The sequence below is a fragment of the Erythrobacter sp. genome (assembly GCF_038133525.1).
Taxonomy (GTDB): Bacteria; Pseudomonadota; Alphaproteobacteria; order Sphingomonadales; family Sphingomonadaceae; genus Qipengyuania.
In genome coordinates, this window is record NZ_JAYPTL010000045.1 from 1 (window position 1) to 18844 (window position 18844).

The following is an 18844-nucleotide window of genomic DNA, read 5'->3' on the forward strand; positions in this document are numbered from 1 at the left end:
GGGCCTGGCGCCCGCAAGACCGGCCTGCCTGCCCGTGCCAGTCGCAATCGGAGTGCGCGCGGGGCCCATATCCGGAGAGGCCGCGCCCTTGGGAACGCATCGCAAGATGCGCGGAAGAGAGCGCGTCGCCAGCCCCGCTCCGCATCGCGGGGGCGTTGCGGGGGCTCGCCCCCGCAGTAGGGGTAGCAGGGGACAGCGCAGCGTCACCCGCTCAGGGGAAGGCTTTCCCCTACCCTATCACCAATTCGGCAATATCGATCGGGAACGATCTCGACACTTGACGCCTGGAGGGCAGAGGCCCGTTCGAGATCCGGATACGCGAAGCCGACGGGGTCGTGTCGCCATTCGTCGACATATACGAAGGTGACATTTTCGGTACCTCGCGCGCAATTGCGTCACACGAGACCGACGACCTCGGGAGGACGGTGCGGTGCAGGCATTTTGATACCTTCGTAAGTCCTTAAACAGCTCTTATGTAGCGCGAAGCTTACAAAGCCGCACAAAAGCTCGGCGACGCGACGACCTGCAACAGGGACGAAGGAGGCCATTTCGCCCAAGCGCGGGGAGGCCCCCCATAACTCCGCCCGCCGACCGGATATCGATTGCCCGGCGACCGGCGCGGCCCGCTGATCGCGGGCGGCCCCAGGCCTACTGCGGGACGTCCCCGCCATTGCCAGACGTGCTTTCGGGATCGAAGTAGAACAGCCGCGGCGTCTTCCCGGCGGCGGTCTCGACCACCAGCGAGAGATAGCCCGACATCTGCCACTGGCCGTTCTCGCTTGCGACGGTGAGGACATCGGATGAGGTGAAGACGATCAGCGTCTCGTCGCCTTTCCGATGCCGCTCGGGAACCCCCCACTGGCCGATCGACTGGCACGCCGACATGGCATCGAACAGCGAAAGATCGTGCTTGCCGGGCAGCAATGTCGAGACCGAGACCAGCGAGAGATCGGTCACTGCGACTTCGACGGTCTCGCCGGCCTTGGCGCTGACCACGACCCGGGTCACGATCCGGTCGCCCTTGTCGAAATGATAGGTCCCCGCGCAGCGGCCCCGGTCGCGATAGATCGACGCCCCGCCCGCATCGAGGAAGCGGTACCCCAGCGACTTGGTCACCTGGTCGGCATCGACCTGTAGTTCGAGCGTGATCGTATTATCCGCCATTTCATCCCCCCAATTCTGCGATCAGCAAGTGATATCGGATGTCCTGGCGCAGCGAGTCAAGATCAGGATCGCCCTTTATTTCCTCGAGCGGATAACCTCGCCCTATGGCTTTTTCGAGCTCGACCAGCGCTTGTTGGCGATTGCCCGTCAATTCATTGACTACGACCGCGCGATAGATCGTCGACAGTTCGACTTCGGGGCGCGCCGAGGCCGCCGCCAGCGCCCGCCGGGCGAGCGCCGCATCGCCCGCCTTGGCCGCATAGAGCGCAAGGCGGCTGTTCAACCCCTGGTCCCCGGGGCGTGCCTCGAGCTGCCCGGCAACTATCTGAATCGCACGGCGATAGGCCGAGACCGCCTGCGCCCGCCGCGCCGGAACCTGCTGCCAGGCATCGGCGAGGTTCGCCCAATAGATGAAATTATGCGCATTGCCGCTCAGGTCGATCGCCCTGGCGAAGGCGTCGGCCGCCAGCTCGTAGCGCCCCTCGAAATAGAGATAGGTCCCCAGATTGCTGTAGAGCGAGGGGTCCGGATGGACCGCCAGGCCCGCCTGGATGGTGCGCAGCGCCGCGCCCGTCCTGCCCTGCATATGCTCGACATGCGCGAGCCCGGCATAGGCCGCGACATTGTCCGCATCGAGCGACAGCGCGGCGCGGAACACGCGCCCGGCCTCTTCCTGCCTGCCCTGGCGCGAGAGCAGGTCGCCGAGATAGCCATGGAACACCGGATTGGCGGGATGGACCGCCATCGCATGGCGCGCCAGTTGCTCGGCCCCGGCGAAGTCGTCCCGCTTGCGCGCGATCCGGATACGTCCCTCGAGCAGCAGCGCATGGTCGGGAGCGAGCGCCGCGGCGGTCGCATAGTGCCGTTCGGCCTGCGCGAAATCGCCCTCGAACTCCGCGGCCCAGCCTGCCGCGATGCTGGAGAGCGCCAGGTAGGGGCTTGCGGCGAGCGCCTGCCTGGCCAGCGCGGCAGCCCGCCGCAGGACCGCGGGGTCGGTCTCGCGCGACGTGTAGGACCGCATCAGCGCGAGCGCGAGACCCGCGCTCAGCATGGCATCCTGCGGGCGGTCGGCAAGCAGGCTCGAGAACACCGACACCGCATGCTCGCTCGCGCCCTGGCGGTAGAAATGCCCGATCGCCTCGAACCCGCTTTCGGCCGTATCACCTTGCCACAGCGCCCTACCTTGCGGCCGATCGAGGTGGCTCGGCGGCAAGGGGACGAGTGCGAGACCCACCAGCAGGACTAGCGCAGCGAGCGGCTTGCCGCGGCGGAGCATCGGCGCGGCAATGCCAGGCGGCACATTCCCGCTCGCAGGCGGTTGGGCACCTTCGGCCTGCAAGGCGGCGGCGATCGAGCCGGGATCGCCCGGGCGCCGCGCCGGGTCCTTTTCCATCATCTGCCCGACCAGTTGCTCGAGCCAGTGCGGCGTCTCGGGTCGGCAGGAGCCGAGCGCCGGGGGCTCCCCATGGAGCACCCGGCCGATCGTCGCGGCAGGATCGCCCCTGCCGAAGGCCGGTCGCCCCGCGATCATCTCATAGGTCACCGCACCGAGCGAGTAGATGTCGCCGCATGTGTCCGCCGGATCGCCCGCGAAACGTTCGGGAGCGGTATAGGGCAAGGTACCCGAGAAGGCGGACAGCGCATCGCGCCCGCTGGTCAGCGTGGCAAGCTCCGCAGGCGCCGCGCGCAGCTGCGCCACGCCGAAGTCGAGCAGCTTGGCACTGCCCTCGCGGTCGATCATGATATTGCGCGGGGACACGTCGCCGTGGACGAGGCCATGGCTGGCGGCATGGTCGAGCGCCCGCGCCAGCTGGCAAGCGATGGCGCAGGCCTCGCCGATCGCCAGCGGACCGCGCGCCAACCGCTGCGCCAGGGTCTCGCCCTCGACATATTCCATCACCAGCGCCGGCCGGCCATCGAGTTCGGCGATCCCGAACAGGCTCACGATATTGGGGTGTTGCAGGCGGGCAAGGTGGCGCGCTTCGCCGATCGTTCGATCCGCCTGCGCCTTCCCGAATTCGTCTGCGGCGAGGAACTTCAAGGCGACCCTGCGCTCGAGGATCGTATCCAGCGCCAAGAAGACCTCGCCCTGTCCGCCGGATCCGATCGGCTGCAGCAGTCGATAGCGATCGATTTGACGCGCGGTCATAGGCAATTACCTCGAGGGCGACCCACGGGCCGGATCGACGATCGGGCCTATTGCCCGAATACTGCGATCCTAAAACGATGCTATAACAAGAGCCTTAAGCAAGGGAGGGGCAGTTGGGAGAGACGGGCAAGGCGGACGGGGACGAGACCGATCTTCTCGCGGCAAGGACCATCTCCGCCGGCGAGCTTGCCGCGGGCAATCGCGAGGGCCCCGAGGCATCGATCCTGTGCTTCGGCATCGTCTGGCATCCGGATGTCCGCCGGGTCGGGGCCGTCGCGCCCCTGCATTTTTCCGGAGCGGGTCACGCCGAACTGTCGCGGCTGACCCCAAGCTTCAACGACTGGGACAGCCCGCTCACCGACCAGTTCGTCTCGCGCTCGCCGATCGTGCTGCGGCGCATGAGCGCCGACGAGTTCGAGATTACGCCTCCCGGGGGCAGGATGGCGGTCGAGGTCAATGGCCGCCCGCTGGTTGCAGCTACCCGTTTCAGCATGCTGGAACTGGGCCATGAGATAATCCTCAAGCTCGGTAACTCGGTCGTGCTGGCGCTGTTCGACGCTCCGGCGGCGACGCATGGCCGGCGGTGGGCGGCGACCGGGGAACTGCTCGGGATCAGCCAGTCGATCGTCGAGGTGCGCATGAGCATCGAGCGGGTCGCGGCAAGTCGCCTGCCGGTCCTGATACTCGGCGAGACCGGCACCGGCAAGGAACTCGCCGCAAGGGCGATCCACGCCGCGAGTGATCGCGCTCACCACCCCATGGTCAGCATCAACATGGCGGCCCTCGCACCTTCGCTGGCCCCCGCGGAGCTGTTCGGCGCCAGGCGCGGGGCCTTCACCGGCGCGGTAGCCGACAGCGCCGGACTGTTCGAGCAGGCCAGCGGCGGCACGCTGTTCCTCGACGAGATCGGCGATACCCCGGCCGAGGTCCAGCCGATGCTGCTGCGCGCGCTCGAGGCTGGCGAAGTCCAGCGGGTCGGGGAAACCAGGCCGCGGGCGGTCGATGTCAGGGTGATCGCGGCGACCGATCGCGCCCTGCACGAAGCCGGCCGGGAGGCGGCATTCAACCGTCCCTTGCTCCAGCGCCTTGCCGGCATCGAGATCACCATGCCCCCGCTGCGCGAGCGGCGGGTGGATATCGGCTTGCTGGTCCGCCATTTCCTTGCCGACGAAAGCGATGGCCTGCCCCGACTCGCGCCCGGGCGTGCACTGGCCGAACGCGTCTGCGCCTTTGCGCTGGCTCCCTGGCCGGGCAATGTCCGCGAACTGTTCAACGCGGTCCGGCGCCTGCGCCTGGGGGACAGTGCCTTCGCGATCCGCCAGCCTTACGCAAGCAGGCCGCCGCGACCCGCAGCCACGCCGCGCGGGCGCAGGCCTTCGTCAAGCAATCGAGGCTACCGCGACCCGCTCGAGATCGGTGAAGAGGAGCTGCTCGCCGCGCTCGAGGCCAGCAAATGGGTGATCAAGGGCGCGGCGGACGCGCTCAATATCTCCCGCACCTCGCTCTATGAGCTCATGGCGCGGTCCGAGGCGGTGAATTCGATCGAGGAACTCTCGGATCAACAGATCCATACGACCCTAAGGACCGTCGAGGGCGGTCTCGATCGCTGGGCGAGCCATCTGCGGGTCGGGCGCGATGCCTTGCGCAAGCGGATCCTGCAGCTGGCGCGGGACTAGGCCCCGAGCCTGCCCTGCCCGTCCGGCCAGCCGGGCGCGGCGTGCGAGCCTCGTCCAGGCCGCAACCCGCGCGGGACGGTTGCCTACCAGTTGGTCAGCGGCAGCTTCGCCGGCGGCTTGCCGCTGCCGGGCGCCCGCAGGTCGAACAGGAAGGCCACGCCCGAGAAGTTGAAAGTCTCGGTTTCGATCGTGCAGTTGCACGAGGCGTGATAGCCCTCGGCGCCCGCTCCCTTGCCGACCCTGAAGACCACCTTGTCCCCGTCCCTGGCGGTGGTCTCCAGATCGAGCGGCACGAAGTACCGGTTGGTGGCCCGGGGAACTTCGGGGCAATCGAGCTGGCAAAGCATGGTCACATAGTGACCTTGCTCGTCGTAGATGAGCGAGAAGTCGAGCGTGACCCCCTGCCCGGCCGCCCAATGCAGCTCGACGATCTCGCCCGCGACAAATCTTTCCTCGGGCGTCTCGACCGGCTTGTAGACCACCACCTTGCCCGCGCCCCGCGCATATATCCGGTCGATCCCGACCGCCTCCGGCGGGTCGGTCGGCAGGTCGATATCGGCGTCGGAGACATCGATCACCGCACCCGGCACGATCGGATCCCACGGGAAGCGGTTCTCGACCAGCGTGACTTCGGACCCATTGAGCCCATCGACGTTGAACGCATAGCCGCCGTCCTGCGCGATGATGTTGTCGGGTTCGATCGAGGCCCCGGCGGACGGCACCAGCTGGACCTGGACCTGCCGGCTTCCCGGGAGCTGCGGCGAATTGAGCAGCCGTCCTTCGAGATGATCGAGGCAGATATCGGCGGCCCAGCTTATCCCGCAGGCATCGAAGAGGCCCGCTCCGTCGTAATTGAGCCTTTGCGCCTCGCGCCCCGGGCCGCTCGGTCCCGGGTCCATATGCTCGATCTCGCCCCACAATATGCCGCCGGGATTGGCCACGCCGGTGATGAAATCGATGTTCGACTTCAGCTCCTTCATGACGATGCGGGCCCCGTTCGAACCGGCCGCGGCAACGCCGCCTTCCTGGATCAGGGCGAAATTGATGCCGCGCTTCGTATCCTCGTCGCCGGTTTCGTCCCATTCGCCGAGCACGGTCCCGAAGACGATCAGCCAATTGTCCCACTGGCCTTCCGCCGCGAGGGCCTGGAGCTCGGCGAGCGCATGCTGGACCTCGTCCATGGTATAGGCGCCGCGCCGTCCCCGGAAGAAGAACTCGGGTGCCATGAAGACCTTGAGGATCTTGTCCTGCGAGGGCTTGTCGCCGATGTGCTTGCGCGCGGTTTCCATCGCCCGGCGCATCAGCAGGCAGCGGGCCTCGATATCGTGGCGGGCATTGGTCAGGCCGAGATATTCCTCCTCGCCCGTCTTCTTGTCCACCCCGGGGCCGGTATCGATCGAATATCCGATGAACTGGATCTTCTTGTAGGCCATTGCACTGTTCCTTCCTTGCAAATCTACGACCTTCGGCCGGCGTGCCGCCGAACCCGGTAAGTGAACTTGATGATGTAATTGACCGCGGTGTTGGCAGGCCGCGTTTCGTTCTTGCTGACCTCGATCGGCGGGTCCGCCGCCGGATCGAGGTAGACCTTGGCGGTTTGCACCTTCGTCGGCGATTTGGTCACGATGTCGACCTTCGCCTTGTCGCCCGAGGGCATGGGCGCGACGGCCAGGTCGTGCTCGTGGTTCTGCACGGCATAAAGCTGCCGCGAGCCCACCCCGTCATAGAGCTCGTTCCCGCCGCTCGCGCTGGTGCGCTTGTTCCGGTCGGGATCCTTCCCCGCACCCAGATCGGTGCCGCGCATGAAGGCGCCGCGGTAATCGGGAATGTTGAAGCTGTCGCCCTCGCCGCCGTAGAGGTAACCGAGGGCGCAGAACAGCTCATGGTAATCGTAGGTATCGAGCGCGCGGCCGTCGCACAGCATCCACCCCCAGGCCTCGATCGGCTCGGTCACATAGGCGGGCCCCTTGCCCTCTGGCACGCCCTCCTGCACCGGCACCGGAGCGCCCAGGTCTCCGGCGAAGGCCATCACCGCGCCGACCGGCGGCTCGCCGAAATGCGGCCTCTCCGTAAAGGGCTGGGGCCGGATCATGACTGCCCCTCCGGCGCATCGCCGGAGAGGACTGCCCCGAGCTTGTCGCAGCAGTCATCGAGGATCTGCATGGCGGTCGGCACCAGCACCCGCCAGCACCCGCGGTGAACCTCGCGGCCCCGGGCCGCCGGCTCATGGGCATCGAAGGCAAGCGCGGCCTGGTCGCGGTGCACGGGGACAAGCCAGTCGGGACCGTCCCAGACCTGGCCGGTCGACCAGAAGTAGAGCAAGGCTCGCAATCTTACCGGCGATACCGGGACGAGGATCCGCGCCCGCGAGGCCTGGAGGAAATTCGCGAAAGGGGCTTCGTCCTTGGCGAGGTCGGGTCCGCGACCCTTGCCCGCCAGGCCCCCTGCAAGCTCATAGGCCATCTCGCCCCATTCGATCGCCAGCTCGAGGAACTGGAGCAGCTGGGGCAGTCGGACGCCATCGTCGGGGTCGTCCGCCGCCGCTTGCGCGACGGGGTCGCCGATCATCAGAGCGATACAGGCGGATTTGAGCTCGGCGCGTTCGGCATCGCGCTCGTAGCGCGGGTTGAGTGCGGCCCCATGGCGTGCCGATGATTGCTCGATACCCCGGTAGTATTCCCTCACCTGCGCGTCCCATCCCTCGACCACGGCGCGGTAGATCGCGATCCGCCATTCGCTCATCGCGCGCGGCGTGGGTTCGCAGCGTATTTCGACATTGGTGAGAAGGGCCTCGATACGCGGCCCGTCGCTGGGCCCGGATTCGCCGCGCGGAAGGCGCATGCCCGGGAGTGACGGCTCGAACCCCGACGCCTTCGGAGGTGGCGGCGGGGCTGGCGGCGATGGGGGAGGCAGCGGTTGCGGCTCCGGGCCTTCGGGCAAGGCAGCGAGCCCGGGCACGGGGCCGGCCATGGAGACGGGCACCGGCATCGCCTCGCCATAGGCGGGCAAGTCGACCTCCTTGCCGCCGGCAAGCTCCACGCTTCCCACCCGGACCGCAGGGGTCGGCTCCCCGGGCGGCACCGAGGTGCTTTCGGCCTTCGCCTTGACCGTCTGGTAGCCCGCGGGAACGACGAGCTGCTGTTCATCGTCCCCGCGCAGCGTCGTACCGATCATCACCACCTGCGCCGGTGGCGGCCTGATGTCGGTGACCTTGTAGGCGGCGCAGAGCACCGCGTAATTGGCCGACGTGATATCCTCGAAGCTCTTCACGTCGAAGGCCGCGGCAGGGGACAATGGCTTGCGCAGCCTGTGCCCCGAATCCTCGTCGTGGCGCGCAATGAAATCGCGGGCCGGATGGTCGATCGAGAACTCGAGCATCAGCCTGTGGCCATATTCGACGACATGGGCCTCGTAGAGCTGGTCGACCCAGCGAAAGGTCGACACCCGCGCGCATTCGCTCGCGCTATTGTCGATGACGCTGCTGACCGTCTCCTGGGTCCGCGAGAGCGCCGCGCGCATCCGCAGCCGGCGCACGGAATGACCGATTTCCTCGACCGAACGACTGACGATATTCCTGGCAAAGCTGGTCGCATCCTCGACCCGGCTCGGCTGGCCGTGCCGCGTGGTCACGGTAAGCTTGCCATTCATCGTCGCATTGGTCGGCGGCCCGTAGGTCGTCGTCAGGTCGCCGTAATCCTTGATCCTCAGCTTCTCGCCGACAAGGCGCTGGGCCTGGTGCAGGAGATTGACCCGCTCGTCCCCCGCATCGGAGCGGATCGTCCGCAGCTCCTCGCTGGAGGAGGCCTGCTCGTCGTAGAGCTCCTCGAGGTGCTCGTTGCGCACCTCCCGACGCTCGCCGGGCATGACATTGTCGATCCGGGCGATCTCCCCCGGGACGTAGCCGAGCAGCTGGTGGCGCACCATTTGCAGGTCGCCGATCGCATAGAGTTCGGCCGAGTTCTTGCCCGACACGATCCTTTCGGAGCGGGGTCGCATCCACTCGGGCAGGAGGAGCACGGCATGGCGCAGGTCGCGGATCCTGGCGTCGTCGAGGTCGCGCAGCCTGAGCTCGTCATGCTTGATCCGGAATGCCGTCGCGACAAGGTGCGCCGTCCACAGGAGACGGGCGAGATCGTCGCGGTCGCGCGGCAGCAAGCCATTGAGAACGACCAGCGCGAAGTAGCTCGCCCAGGCCCTCTCGATCTGCTTGCGATACTCGGCGGAGCGCAGGTAGGCAGCCGACTGGCCGGACTGTTCGAGCGCTTCGACCAGCGCAAACTCGGCAGTAAGCAGCCAGTCCTCCGGCGCCTCCTCGCTATTGTGGAGCCTCTCCGCGATCCGGGGAAAGCGGCCCAGCACCGAACCAAGCCGGCGCGGCTCCGCCAGGAACCTGCCGCGATGGGGTTCCTCGCCTTCGACGAAGCCCTCGGCGACAGCGACCCGCGCGGGCAGGTCTTGCGCCTCCTCGAGCGCGGCGATGAAACGATCGGGCAGCTCGGCCGGCACGTAGCGGATGAAGGCATCGCCATGCTCGGCAAGCTCGATCGCCGACCAGTCGCGCACATAGACATAGGGGAAGAGGTCCTGGGGAGGTCCGAAGACCTGCGGAACAGGTCCCGGCGAATAGCCCGAACCACCGTCGTCGGGCGGGATCGGAGGCGGCGAAGGCGGAACGGGCGGGAACGGAGGTCCAGGCGGACCTGCCGCGGGGCAATAGACGATGACGCCTTCGAAATGCATCTGCTCGCGCCCGAGGAACCCGAAGTGGATGTCGACGAAGATCGAGATCGAATTCTCGCCCTCGATTTCCACATTGTCGCGCTGGGTAAACCGCCCGGCCAGGCAAACGCCGTTCTTGAAGGCGAGGTTGACGTGGGTCCAGCGCTCGGTGGTGATTTCGATCGTCTCATGCTCTTTCGGGTTCGCGCCGCTCCTGACGAGCGCCGTGGAGAGCTGGCGGTCGGCCGGATTTCGATCGATCGTGAAATCGATGACGAGTTGGCCACCGAGAGCCTCCCATTGCCGATAGGCAATCGAGCTGGCGGCTTCAGAGCGACGGGACATCTTGGTTCACCGCTAAAAAGTGGCCGCCGCAAGCCTCGCGCCGGCGAGGAAGGACGGGGGCGACCGGTCCTCTTCGGCGGGAGATGCGGCGGCCATCCATGATCAGGCCATCTCGACGTTCTTGAGCTCGAATTCGAACGGCGTCGAAGTCGCGCCCGGTCCGCCACCGGTCATGACGATGTCGGCCTTGCGCACACCGAGGAGGGACAATTCGGTGTTGATATTCGAGAGAATGGCCGAGTTCATGACCTGGCCCTCTTCGATCTGCGAGGCGACACCGATCCAGATCGTCGGCTTGAACCGGAAGACGGCCTTCTGCCGGGGTGCGATCGAGGTCTTCTGCGCCAGCAGCTTGCCGGCCTTGTAGATGTTCGCGCCGATGGCACCGGGGTCGAGGGCGTTGAGGACCTCGATCTCGTTCACATTGACGGCATTGCCGGCATATTGCAGCTGGTTGCCCGACGAGTTGCGCTTGACCGAGAACTGCTGGCCGTTCTGGGCATCGAGCTGCGGGGTGAAATTGCCCCAGCTGTCGCTGGCCGAGACCTGCATGGTCATCGGGTAGCTGAAGGGATGGTTATCCCCCTGCCCACAGTTCTTGATCACCTGCCAGGCGATCGCGAGCTCTTCGTAGTCGGTCGCCACATTCTTCTGGAATATGACGATCTGCGAATTGTTCGCGTCGTTGGAACTGTTGATGAAATTCAATTGAATATCCATGACGATCTCCATTCTTGCTATTTGCAACACGCGTTGCCTGGGGTCTGGGGAGCGCAGCGCGCTCACCCGGAATTGACGTTCTCCAAATGAAAGCCGATCGGCCGGCCGCGACCTCCGCTCATCACGATGTCGGCCGTGCGAACCTGTCGCAGCGACAGCCTGGTTGCCGACCTTACGGACTGCACCTTCTGGACCGGCTCATGGGACTGCGGCGCCCGACCGAGGCCGACCCACAGATCGGGATCGAAGCCGAAATGCGCGGTTTGCATCGGCGGCAGGCCTGGCCAGCGGGCGAGCACGTGGCTGTCGCGCAGGATGTTCACGTCGAGCGAACCACGCCACATGCGATTGGTCACGCTGATCCCGCTGCCCTCCTGCAAGGGTATCCGGCGCAGGACCGGGCGATCGTCGTGCCGCTTGCGGATCTCGAATACCGAACCTTCATTGGCCGGGATGGGAGGCGAGAAGTTTCCGAAGGCGTCGGTGGTCGAGCATTCGACCCGGCATGAATAGGTGAAGGGATGATGCCAGCCCTCGGGGCAATGACGGATACGCCGCCAGGCAATGTCGTCCATGCCGTCATTGGCGCACCTGTTCTTCTGGAAGAGCACGACCTCGCTGCCCTCCAGGCACTCCGCCCGATTGATGAAGGTCAGTTGCCTGATCATCGAAAACCGCTTCCCAGGCTCGAACCCTCTGCCACCCGCACGTCTCCTTGCAGCCGCTTCCACATGGCCTCCGGCATCGGACGCACACTGGTCGCAGCCTTGCCTCGCAAGCGCCGTGCCAAACAGAACGTGACGTTTTTTCAGTGGGTTAATGCCGCCGAGGGATCTGCGCGGCCCGTCGCCTGTGTCGGGGCGACACATCCGACACGCAGGACACGGCGAAGCTGAAGCGCAGCTGCCCGACTATCGGGCCGGATAGCGCCGCGAGAATTCCATGAATGCAGTCGAAGGCCTGGGCGCGGCCTTCCAAGGATCACCCGGCGAGCAATGTAATCAATCGGGGGACGGCAGCCTGGCGACTGTCATGATAGAGTGCGATCGCCTCAAGGCACACGGCTGCGCCGATCGCTACGCTTCGCTCGACGATGTCGAGCAGCACCATCGAATCGGACAGTTCCCGATCCTCCCTGATCCGGAGCGGATTCAGCCGCTCGCTGATCCGATCGACCATGCCCGCCAACATCCGGTTGCCGGACCCGGTAGCGATGGCGGCGAAGGCCGCGGCAAGCCGGTCCGCATAGCCTCCCTCCCCCTTGTCGAGCCGGATTTCCGCCGCGGCTTGCCCTCCAAGCCCGATCGCGCCTTCGAGCAGCAGCCGGTTTACATCGAGGAGGTCGCGCAGCTCGCTCTCGGTAAGGGGAGGAACGTGAAACCCCAATCCGGGCCTCAGCTCCACCAATCCTTCGCCGACCAGCTGGTTGAGGCTGTCGCGTACCGGAGACATGCTTACGCCAAACTCGTCGGCGATGCGCATCGCCTCCAGCTTGCTCCCGCTCGGTCGCTCTCCCGAGGTCACGGCCAGCTTGAGGCGACGATAGGTCGGCTCGAGGACATGCGCCGGGCTCACAAGCTGCGCCCGCGCGTCTCGGCAAAGGCGCGAACCGCTTCGGCCTGGTCGGGACGCAAGGCGTCCGTCGCCTGCGGATAAGCGGGGACATCCGTACCGAGCAGGATCGAAGGGCACTGCCCCTCGTAATTGCCGAGGTTGGGCCTGTGCTGCACATATCCGGCCAGTTCGGCCAGTTCTCGCGGGAAGTGCCGGGCAATCGCCGGAGGATAGGCAAGCCATTGGTTTTCATAAGGCTTGAGCCAGCCAAGGCTATAGCCGATCAGCGCCCCGCGGCGAACCGAGTTCGATGCATTCGGGCCCGCTCCATGGACAGTCGACCCGAGGAAGCAAATGGCATCGCCCGGCCTCGCCTCGGCCACCACCCACGCAGGCAGGTCCGCAAGATCGCCGACCTGCTGCCGATGGGTTCCTGGATATAATCGGGTGGCGCCATTATCCGCCGTAAATTCGGTGAGCGGCCAGATCACATTGAGCAAATATTCATGCACGCCCTTGGCGCCCGCCCACATGTCGTGGTCGCAGTGGGGGAATTGTTCGATCTCGCCTGGATGTATCGCGATAGCCTGCGCCACGTTGAGCTGGATTCGATCGCAGGCGCCTGCGAGTACGGCATGGGCAAGGCCCAGCACCAGCGGCTGGAGAACAAGCTCGGCCATGATCGGCGAACGGCGCAATAGGCTGCCGAAGCGCTTTGTCCGATAGCCATAGAAGTCACCCTGACCGAAGGGCGTATCCTCGAAGCTATCTTCCAGGTCGCGATCGAGTTTCGCGAGGCTCGCCTGCGGCAGCAGGCCAGGAATGATGCAATAGCCGTCCGCGCGCAGCCGTTCGTGCCACATGGCGCAATCGACCCCGCTCACGACACGGGCTCCATGGCAGCATCGAGGATGTGGAAGGCGGATTTCCTGTAGATGCCTCGCCCGGCAAGCAGGGCCGGAGTGTCGGCGGCGATGTCGATGCGCAGGGCAATAAGGTTCTCCTCGCCGATGTGGCGCCCGGGTCCCAGCGCGCGGCAGTCCCAGCCGAACCGCGCGACCTGGGAGAACCACCCGCGCGTGGCAACGGCGGTATAGCTGTCGATCCCGGCCCGAAGGGCGTGGTCCGCGACCGCGCTCACCAGCTCGTCCCGCGCAAGCCGGCGCTCGGGACGCGACAGCGTCGGTTCGATGCAGAACCGGGTTATTTCCCTGACCTTCGGCCCTGTCGGTACGCCGTGCTCGCAGAGCGCCGGAAAGAGCGTGCCGAGGATATGCGGGCCCTCGCTTCGCAACAGCCTCGTCGATGCGCGATGCCGCCCGCGATCGTCGGTAAGGACGATATAGACCGCATCCTCGGTGTCGAACTGGTCGACTTCATAGGAGCCCTTAAGCACGGGTACGTCCCATCCGAGCAGATCGACGAACACGCGCTTTCGCGCCTCGAACATGGCCCCAAGGACCGGGTGCGAAGCGGGGACATGCGCGGCGAGCGGGAAATTGAGCATATGGACCACCTGATCGACAAAACCAGGCGCCCAATGATCAGATTCTCGCAGCGAGCCATATACCAAGAATTGGGGATACGACCTTCCGGGACCACCAAGGGAACAGTATCTCGCGAACCTTCAGCCGGTACCGCGCCAGCGGATGATATCCGAAAAGCCGATCAGGCCGTCGAACAGCGCGGAGACGATCAGCGCCTGCTTGCAATGCACCTGGTAGCGCTCGCGCGACATCTTGAGGTGCTGGTTGACGGTCTCGATCCCGATGCCGAGGATCATCGCGGTCTCGGCCGCGGTCTTGCCTCGTGCCGTCCACAAGAGGCATTCGCGCTGGCGATCGGTCAATACGGGACCGGGGCTTTCCGGCTCCTCTTCCTCCAGCGCCAGGGCGCAGCTCAGGGCCAGCGCGCCTATGATCTCCGCCGCTGCCAGCAAGCGATGCGGGAGATGGTTGCGGGGGTGGACGACGAAGGAGCAGGTGCCGCGGGCCATGCCCGGCAGGTGCCTTGGCACGGTATAGCCGTCGCCGATGCCGCATTCGCGTCCGACCGAGAGCATTTGCCTGTCACCGCGCGTGAGCGGAATGAGCTCTTCCATCCTGTCCCACGTAAATCCCGTGAAGCTCTTGTCGGAGGCCCGCCGCACGGGATCCTGGCCGGCAAGGTCGAAGCCCGTGTAGACGCTCGCCCATTCCTCGGGATAATCGTGCAGCAACAGGCCCGGGCTCGCGCGGGATTGCGAGCGCAGTTCGAGGCTGAGGGCAAAGTGATCGAAGCCGAGCCGAACGGCAGCACACGACAGCGCCGCGTTCAGTTCGGTCACGGCTCGGACATTGATCAGTTCAGATGCAAATTCCTCTACAAATTTGGCCGGCATAGACTGTCATCCGGTGTGCCCGGCGCCATCCAACACGCCGGACCCATCCGCCTGCTCTTTCCCCGTCGAGGCGGTTCCATCCCGCCGCTCCGGGCTGTTGCAGTTGCGACCCCGATTTCTCGGGCCATTTGGCTGGCGGGCTTCCTCGCGAGTGGTCCGCCACGGCAGCTGATAAGGCTCTGACCCGATTTGTAAAAGTGCGCCAGCGAACTCGTACCCAGCCTTGGGAAACGCGCCGTTCCGAACCTTACCGAATGTCGCGCGAACCGCTCCGGAATTCGCGTCAGCCTCAGCGCAGCAGGTCCCTGAATCCCCCATCCCTCATGAACCGGGCCTCCGCGACGAGACGCTGGACCTGGCGGCGCTGCGACGAGCTCTTCCATTCGATCGCCGAGCCGAGCGCATGATGCGGGTAGATGAGTTCCCCGGCCAGTTCGCGCGTGGTTGTCCCGCGCCCTCCCGCTTGCCCAAGGCGATCGAGGATCGCCAGGAGCAATTCGAGGCGCCGCCGTCGGTTCGCTGACGGTATCGGAGCCGCCAAGCCCTTGCTGGTGGCCGCGCCATCGCGGTGCAGGCTCGCGAGTGCTGCCAGGCGGGCCAAGGCAAGACCGTCCGCCTCGACCAGATATCCCGCCATCCGGGTCTCGCGGGTCCGCGGCATGAAGATACGATGGCGACCAAGCTCTCCATCGACGACCAGGTGACGCCCGCCTGGCGAAGTGCGATCGACGAGCCGCCGGTGACCCGCAAGGAGGCGGCCGATCGACGTGCTGCAGCTGGCACCGGCGAGGACCGTGACGACCGCAGTGTTCGCAACTGCCCGCCAGATCGCCGGATATTCGCCGACGGGCCGGTCGGGATCGAACATGAAATTCCAGGCCCCATGACCAGGCCGCAAGCCGACGGCGGGTCGCGCAGGGGCTACCGACCTTGCCCGAAGCGAGCCGCCGATAATCCGCCCGATACTCCGGGTTGCGGCGCAGGAACTCCTGGGCAAAGTCGGATAGGTCGCGGGCCCCGGCTGCTTGTCGTCGATCGCGGATCCGGTTCATCGAGCACCTCCTTTCCTCGACGGAAGCGCTAAGCGGTCGGACGATCGCGGAACATTCCATGTCCGGGGGGAATGCCTCCCCAGGCCTTGGAGTCTGGCGCAATCCGGTGCACTCGCGGCCCGATCGATTACCGCCAAAATGGATAAGTATCCGCTTTCCGTAACGTAAATTCGGGTTGCGCGAGCACCCGACCTTGGGCAAGTAGGCCCCGCGCGCACTGCAATCCTGGCACAGGTCGCGTGGATTCTTCCGCCAGACATCAAGCGCGCCGGTCCGATCAGAGCCCGGCGGCCGATCCGATCAAGGGATGCCAGGGCATCCCGGACGACGGCGCAGAACTGGCTACCATGCCTGCCCGACTGCAACGGGCAAACACGGCACGGCTGCCTTCTTTCCCAAGCTATGGTCATGCAGTCACCGGCCCTCGGTCCGGACACACCAGCCTTGTCGCCGGATTCCGGTGTAATCGGTCCGGCCTTTTGCCGGCACGCACGGCGCCTGGCGCTCGATGCGCTCTACCGCAACGAGCGCGCCACCATCCTCGCCTACCTGGCCTGCCGGGTCGGGTCCGAGCATGCGCACGACCTCACGCAGGAAGTCTTCCTGCGCCTGGCAAGCAGCAAGCAGCTGTTGCTCCTCGAAAATCCCCCCGCATATCTCCACCGCATCGCGCGCAATGCGGCCATAGACTTCTCCCGCCGCATGCAGAGGCAGGTGGCGACGCTGCCGATTTGCGAGGAGTTCGATGCGCCCTGCCGCCCCGACCAGGACGAACGCCTCCAGTTGGAAGAGACCTTGAAGGCTATCCAGGCGGCCATCGCGGAGATGCCGGTCAAGACTGCCCGGGTCTTCAGCATGAACCGCTTCGAGCACAAGACCTATCGCGAGATTCAACACGAGCTGGGCATCGCGCTCCCGACGGTCGACTATCATATGATGAAGGCCCTTGGCCGGTTGCGCTCGGCACTTGGCAAGGGTGACTGATCCTCCCTCCCTCGCACGCGACGAAAAAATTCGCGCGAAAACTAAGGTGCCTGCCTTTCCCGGCGTCTTACTCCCCGACGGGCAAGCCGGATGCTTCCCGCCACCAACAGGGAGGTATGACAATCATGGAATTCAAGCGACTTTCGATCCTGCTCGCAGCCACTGCCTTGACCGGCGTGTCGGCGCCGCTCTTCGCTCAAGAAACCCCACCGGGTGGGGCAAGCGGGCAGGCAGGCAGCTCCGCGCCCACCGACAGCGAAGACGCGAGCCAGCCGATCGTGGTGACGGGCACCAGGATCAGGGGCGCTGCCGCCATCGGCGAGACCGTCGTGCTCGAGCGCGAAGTCATCGTCGAGGCTGGCCAGGTCGATCTCGGCGAAGCCCTGCGCTCCCTCCCCCAGAACTTCTCGGGGGGCCAGAATCCGGGCGTCGGCTCAGGCGCTGGCCTCGTCAACAGCAATATCAGCTCGGCCTCGAGCGCGAACCTGCGCGGCCTTGGTGCCGACGCGACGCTGACGCTGCTGAACGGGCATCGCCTGCCCTATAACTCGGCCTTCCAGGGCGTCGACATCTCGGCATTCCCGCTCGCCGCGATCGACCGTGTGGAAGTCCTGCCCGACGGTGCGTCGGCACTCTACGGATCGGATGCGGTCGGCGGCGTGGTCAATGTCATCCTGCGGCCCGACTTCGAAGGCGTAACGACATCGGCGCAACTGGGTGCCAGTACCGCTGGAGGCTATTTCCGGCAGCAGGCCGATATCGTCGGCGGGACCACCTGGGACGGCGGCGGGCTGCTCCTGGCCTATGATTTCGCGCATAATTCCCAGATCCGGGCGAACCAGAGGTCCTATGCCGCGGCGCTCGATCCCGACGCCACGCTCTTTCCCTCGATGCGGCGGCATGCGGCAATCCTGTCGGGTCATCACGAGCTCGCGCCGGGGATGCTGGCGCGCGTCGATGCCTTCTATTCCCGCCGCCAGTCGCTTACCCGCAGCGGCACCTCCGCCCTGCGCATCACCCGCGACCCAAGGCTCGAAGGCTATGGCATCGCCCCCTCGCTGCGGGTGGACATCTCTTCCGGCTGGCAGCTGGATTTCTCCGGGGTGTTCGGGCGCGACCGCACGCGCTTTCGCACGACACTGACGCCAAACGGCGCTTCGCCGAGGATCACCCAAGGACGATACTTCAACGAGGTCACATCGCTGGAGGTCGGGGCGGAAGGTCCCTTGTTCGCGCTTGGGGGTGGCGCTGCGCGCCTCGCCATCGGCGCAGGGCTGCGCAACAACAGCCTCGACTTCGCGCTTGCGGATGCCTTCAGCGAGAACGCATTCGACATCAATCGACGCGCCCGCTTCGGCTATGCCGAGCTGTTCCTGCCCTTCGTATCGCGCGATAATGCCGCTCCCGGCTTCGCGGCGCTCTCGCTGTCCGCGGCCCTGCGCTACGAGGACTATCCGGGTCTCGACCGGCTGGCCACTCCGCGGCTGGGGATCAGCTATTCGCCCTTCGATGGGCTGGCATTGCGCGCAAGCTGGGCGCGCTCGTTCAAGGCGCCAACCCTCTACCAGCAATATATCTTCTATGAAGCCGCGCTCCTGCCGGCAGCGCCCTTCGGTGCCGGTGCGGCAGGCGAGACTTTCGTATTCGCCGCGGGCGGCAATCCCGACGTCAAGCCCGAGCGTTCGCGCAGCTGGACTGCCGGATTCGAACTCAAGCCGGTCGCGGTACCCGGCCTCGCCATTTCGGGGACCTGGTACGATATCGACTACGACGACCGGGTGGTCAGCCCCATCACCGGCGGGATCGCATCGGCATTCAGCAATCCCGGCTATGCGAGCCTGATCGACTTCTCGCCCGAGCCCGCCCAGCTCGCGGCGCTGATCGCCGATGCCCAGTTCGGCCTGCAGAACTTTACCGGGGCTCCCTACGATCCGGCCAATGTCGTGGCGCTGGTCGACAACCGCAACATCAACGTCGCTGCATGGGCGGTAAAGGGGTTCGATGCCCGGATCGCCTGGGAACACAATCTCGGCCAGGATCGCAAGCTGTCGTTCGATATGACCGGCAGCTGGCTGGACAGCGAGCAAAGGATCACGGACGA

The 18844-nt window shown here is 65.8% G+C and carries 15 protein-coding genes and 1 pseudogene; 3 read left to right on the top strand and 13 right to left on the bottom strand.

All coding sequences use genetic code 11. From position 1 onward, the window contains the following. Positions 1-648 precede the first annotated feature (648 nt). A complete protein-coding gene (locus AAFM29_RS12090) occupies positions 649-1164 on the bottom strand; it encodes a hypothetical protein (RefSeq protein ID WP_341713054.1) in 516 nt (171 codons plus the stop codon). A gap of 1 nt (position 1165) precedes the next feature. After that, positions 1166-3313: a protein kinase gene (locus AAFM29_RS12095; RefSeq protein WP_341713055.1), complete on the bottom strand. Its 2148-nt coding sequence runs from the start codon at positions 3311-3313 to the stop codon at positions 1166-1168. A gap of 113 nt (positions 3314-3426) precedes the next feature. Here AAFM29_RS12095 and AAFM29_RS12100 point away from each other — a divergent pair, with 113 nt between their 5' ends. Further along, complete coding sequence (locus AAFM29_RS12100; protein ID WP_341713056.1) at positions 3427-4989, top strand: sigma 54-interacting transcriptional regulator; 1563 nt, start codon at positions 3427-3429, stop codon at positions 4987-4989. An 83-nt stretch (positions 4990-5072) separates the two neighbouring features. Here the strand turns inward: AAFM29_RS12100 and AAFM29_RS12105 are convergent, their stop codons facing one another. The 11 genes and pseudogenes from AAFM29_RS12105 to AAFM29_RS12155 form a co-directional block, all read right to left on the bottom strand. Further along, positions 5073-6422 carry a hypothetical protein gene (locus AAFM29_RS12105; protein WP_341713057.1) on the bottom strand — a complete coding sequence of 450 codons (1350 nt, stop codon included), beginning with the start codon at positions 6420-6422 and terminating at the stop codon, positions 5073-5075. A gap of 23 nt (positions 6423-6445) precedes the next feature. Beyond that, positions 6446-7081 (bottom strand): phage tail protein, encoded by a 636-nt coding sequence (locus AAFM29_RS12110; RefSeq protein WP_341713058.1) that lies wholly within the window; start codon positions 7079-7081, stop codon positions 6446-6448. Continuing rightward, positions 7078-10053: a hypothetical protein gene (locus AAFM29_RS12115; RefSeq protein ID WP_341713059.1), complete on the bottom strand. Its 2976-nt coding sequence runs from the start codon at positions 10051-10053 to the stop codon at positions 7078-7080. Before AAFM29_RS12115 ends, AAFM29_RS12110 begins: the two co-directional genes overlap by 4 nt. A gap of 102 nt (positions 10054-10155) precedes the next feature. Continuing rightward, a complete protein-coding gene (locus tag AAFM29_RS12120; RefSeq protein WP_341713060.1) occupies positions 10156-10773 on the bottom strand; it encodes a hypothetical protein in 618 nt (205 codons plus the stop codon). Between the two features lie 62 nt (positions 10774-10835). After that, on the bottom strand, positions 10836-11441 hold the full coding sequence (locus AAFM29_RS12125; protein ID WP_341713061.1) for a hypothetical protein: 606 nt from the start codon (positions 11439-11441) through the stop codon (positions 10836-10838). Positions 11442-11754: 313 nt separating this feature from the next. Then, the gene (locus AAFM29_RS12130) at positions 11755-12348 is read right to left on the bottom strand and encodes a GntR family transcriptional regulator (protein WP_341713062.1); all 594 of its coding nucleotides are present in this window, start codon (positions 12346-12348) and stop codon (positions 11755-11757) included. After that, positions 12345-13190: a phytanoyl-CoA dioxygenase family protein gene (locus AAFM29_RS12135; protein WP_371830740.1), complete on the bottom strand. Its 846-nt coding sequence runs from the start codon at positions 13188-13190 to the stop codon at positions 12345-12347. Before AAFM29_RS12135 ends, AAFM29_RS12130 begins: the two co-directional genes overlap by 4 nt. A 17-nt stretch (positions 13191-13207) precedes the next feature. Beyond that, positions 13208-13834 (bottom strand): acyl-homoserine-lactone synthase, encoded by a 627-nt coding sequence (locus tag AAFM29_RS12140; RefSeq protein ID WP_341713064.1) that lies wholly within the window; start codon positions 13832-13834, stop codon positions 13208-13210. Between the two features lie 120 nt (positions 13835-13954). Continuing rightward, a complete protein-coding gene (locus tag AAFM29_RS12145) occupies positions 13955-14653 on the bottom strand; it encodes a LuxR family transcriptional regulator (RefSeq protein WP_341713065.1) in 699 nt (232 codons plus the stop codon). A gap of 343 nt (positions 14654-14996) precedes the next feature. Continuing rightward, on the bottom strand, positions 14997-15575 hold the full coding sequence (locus AAFM29_RS12150; protein ID WP_341713066.1) for a DNA -binding domain-containing protein: 579 nt from the start codon (positions 15573-15575) through the stop codon (positions 14997-14999). 58 nt (positions 15576-15633) lie between these two features. After that, a pseudogene (locus AAFM29_RS12155) lies at positions 15634-15819 on the bottom strand (transcriptional regulator domain-containing protein); the annotation flags it as partial. Positions 15820-16167: 348 nt separating this feature from the next. On the opposite strand from AAFM29_RS12155, the gene AAFM29_RS12160 reads away from it, so the two are divergent. Both AAFM29_RS12160 and AAFM29_RS12165 read left to right on the top strand, forming a co-directional pair. Further along, positions 16168-16743 carry a sigma-70 family RNA polymerase sigma factor gene (locus AAFM29_RS12160; RefSeq protein ID WP_341713067.1) on the top strand — a complete coding sequence of 192 codons (576 nt, stop codon included), beginning with the start codon at positions 16168-16170 and terminating at the stop codon, positions 16741-16743. A 125-nt stretch (positions 16744-16868) separates the two neighbouring features. Continuing rightward, on the top strand, positions 16869-18844 hold a 1976-nt coding region (locus AAFM29_RS12165), incomplete at its 3' end, for a TonB-dependent receptor domain-containing protein (protein WP_341713068.1).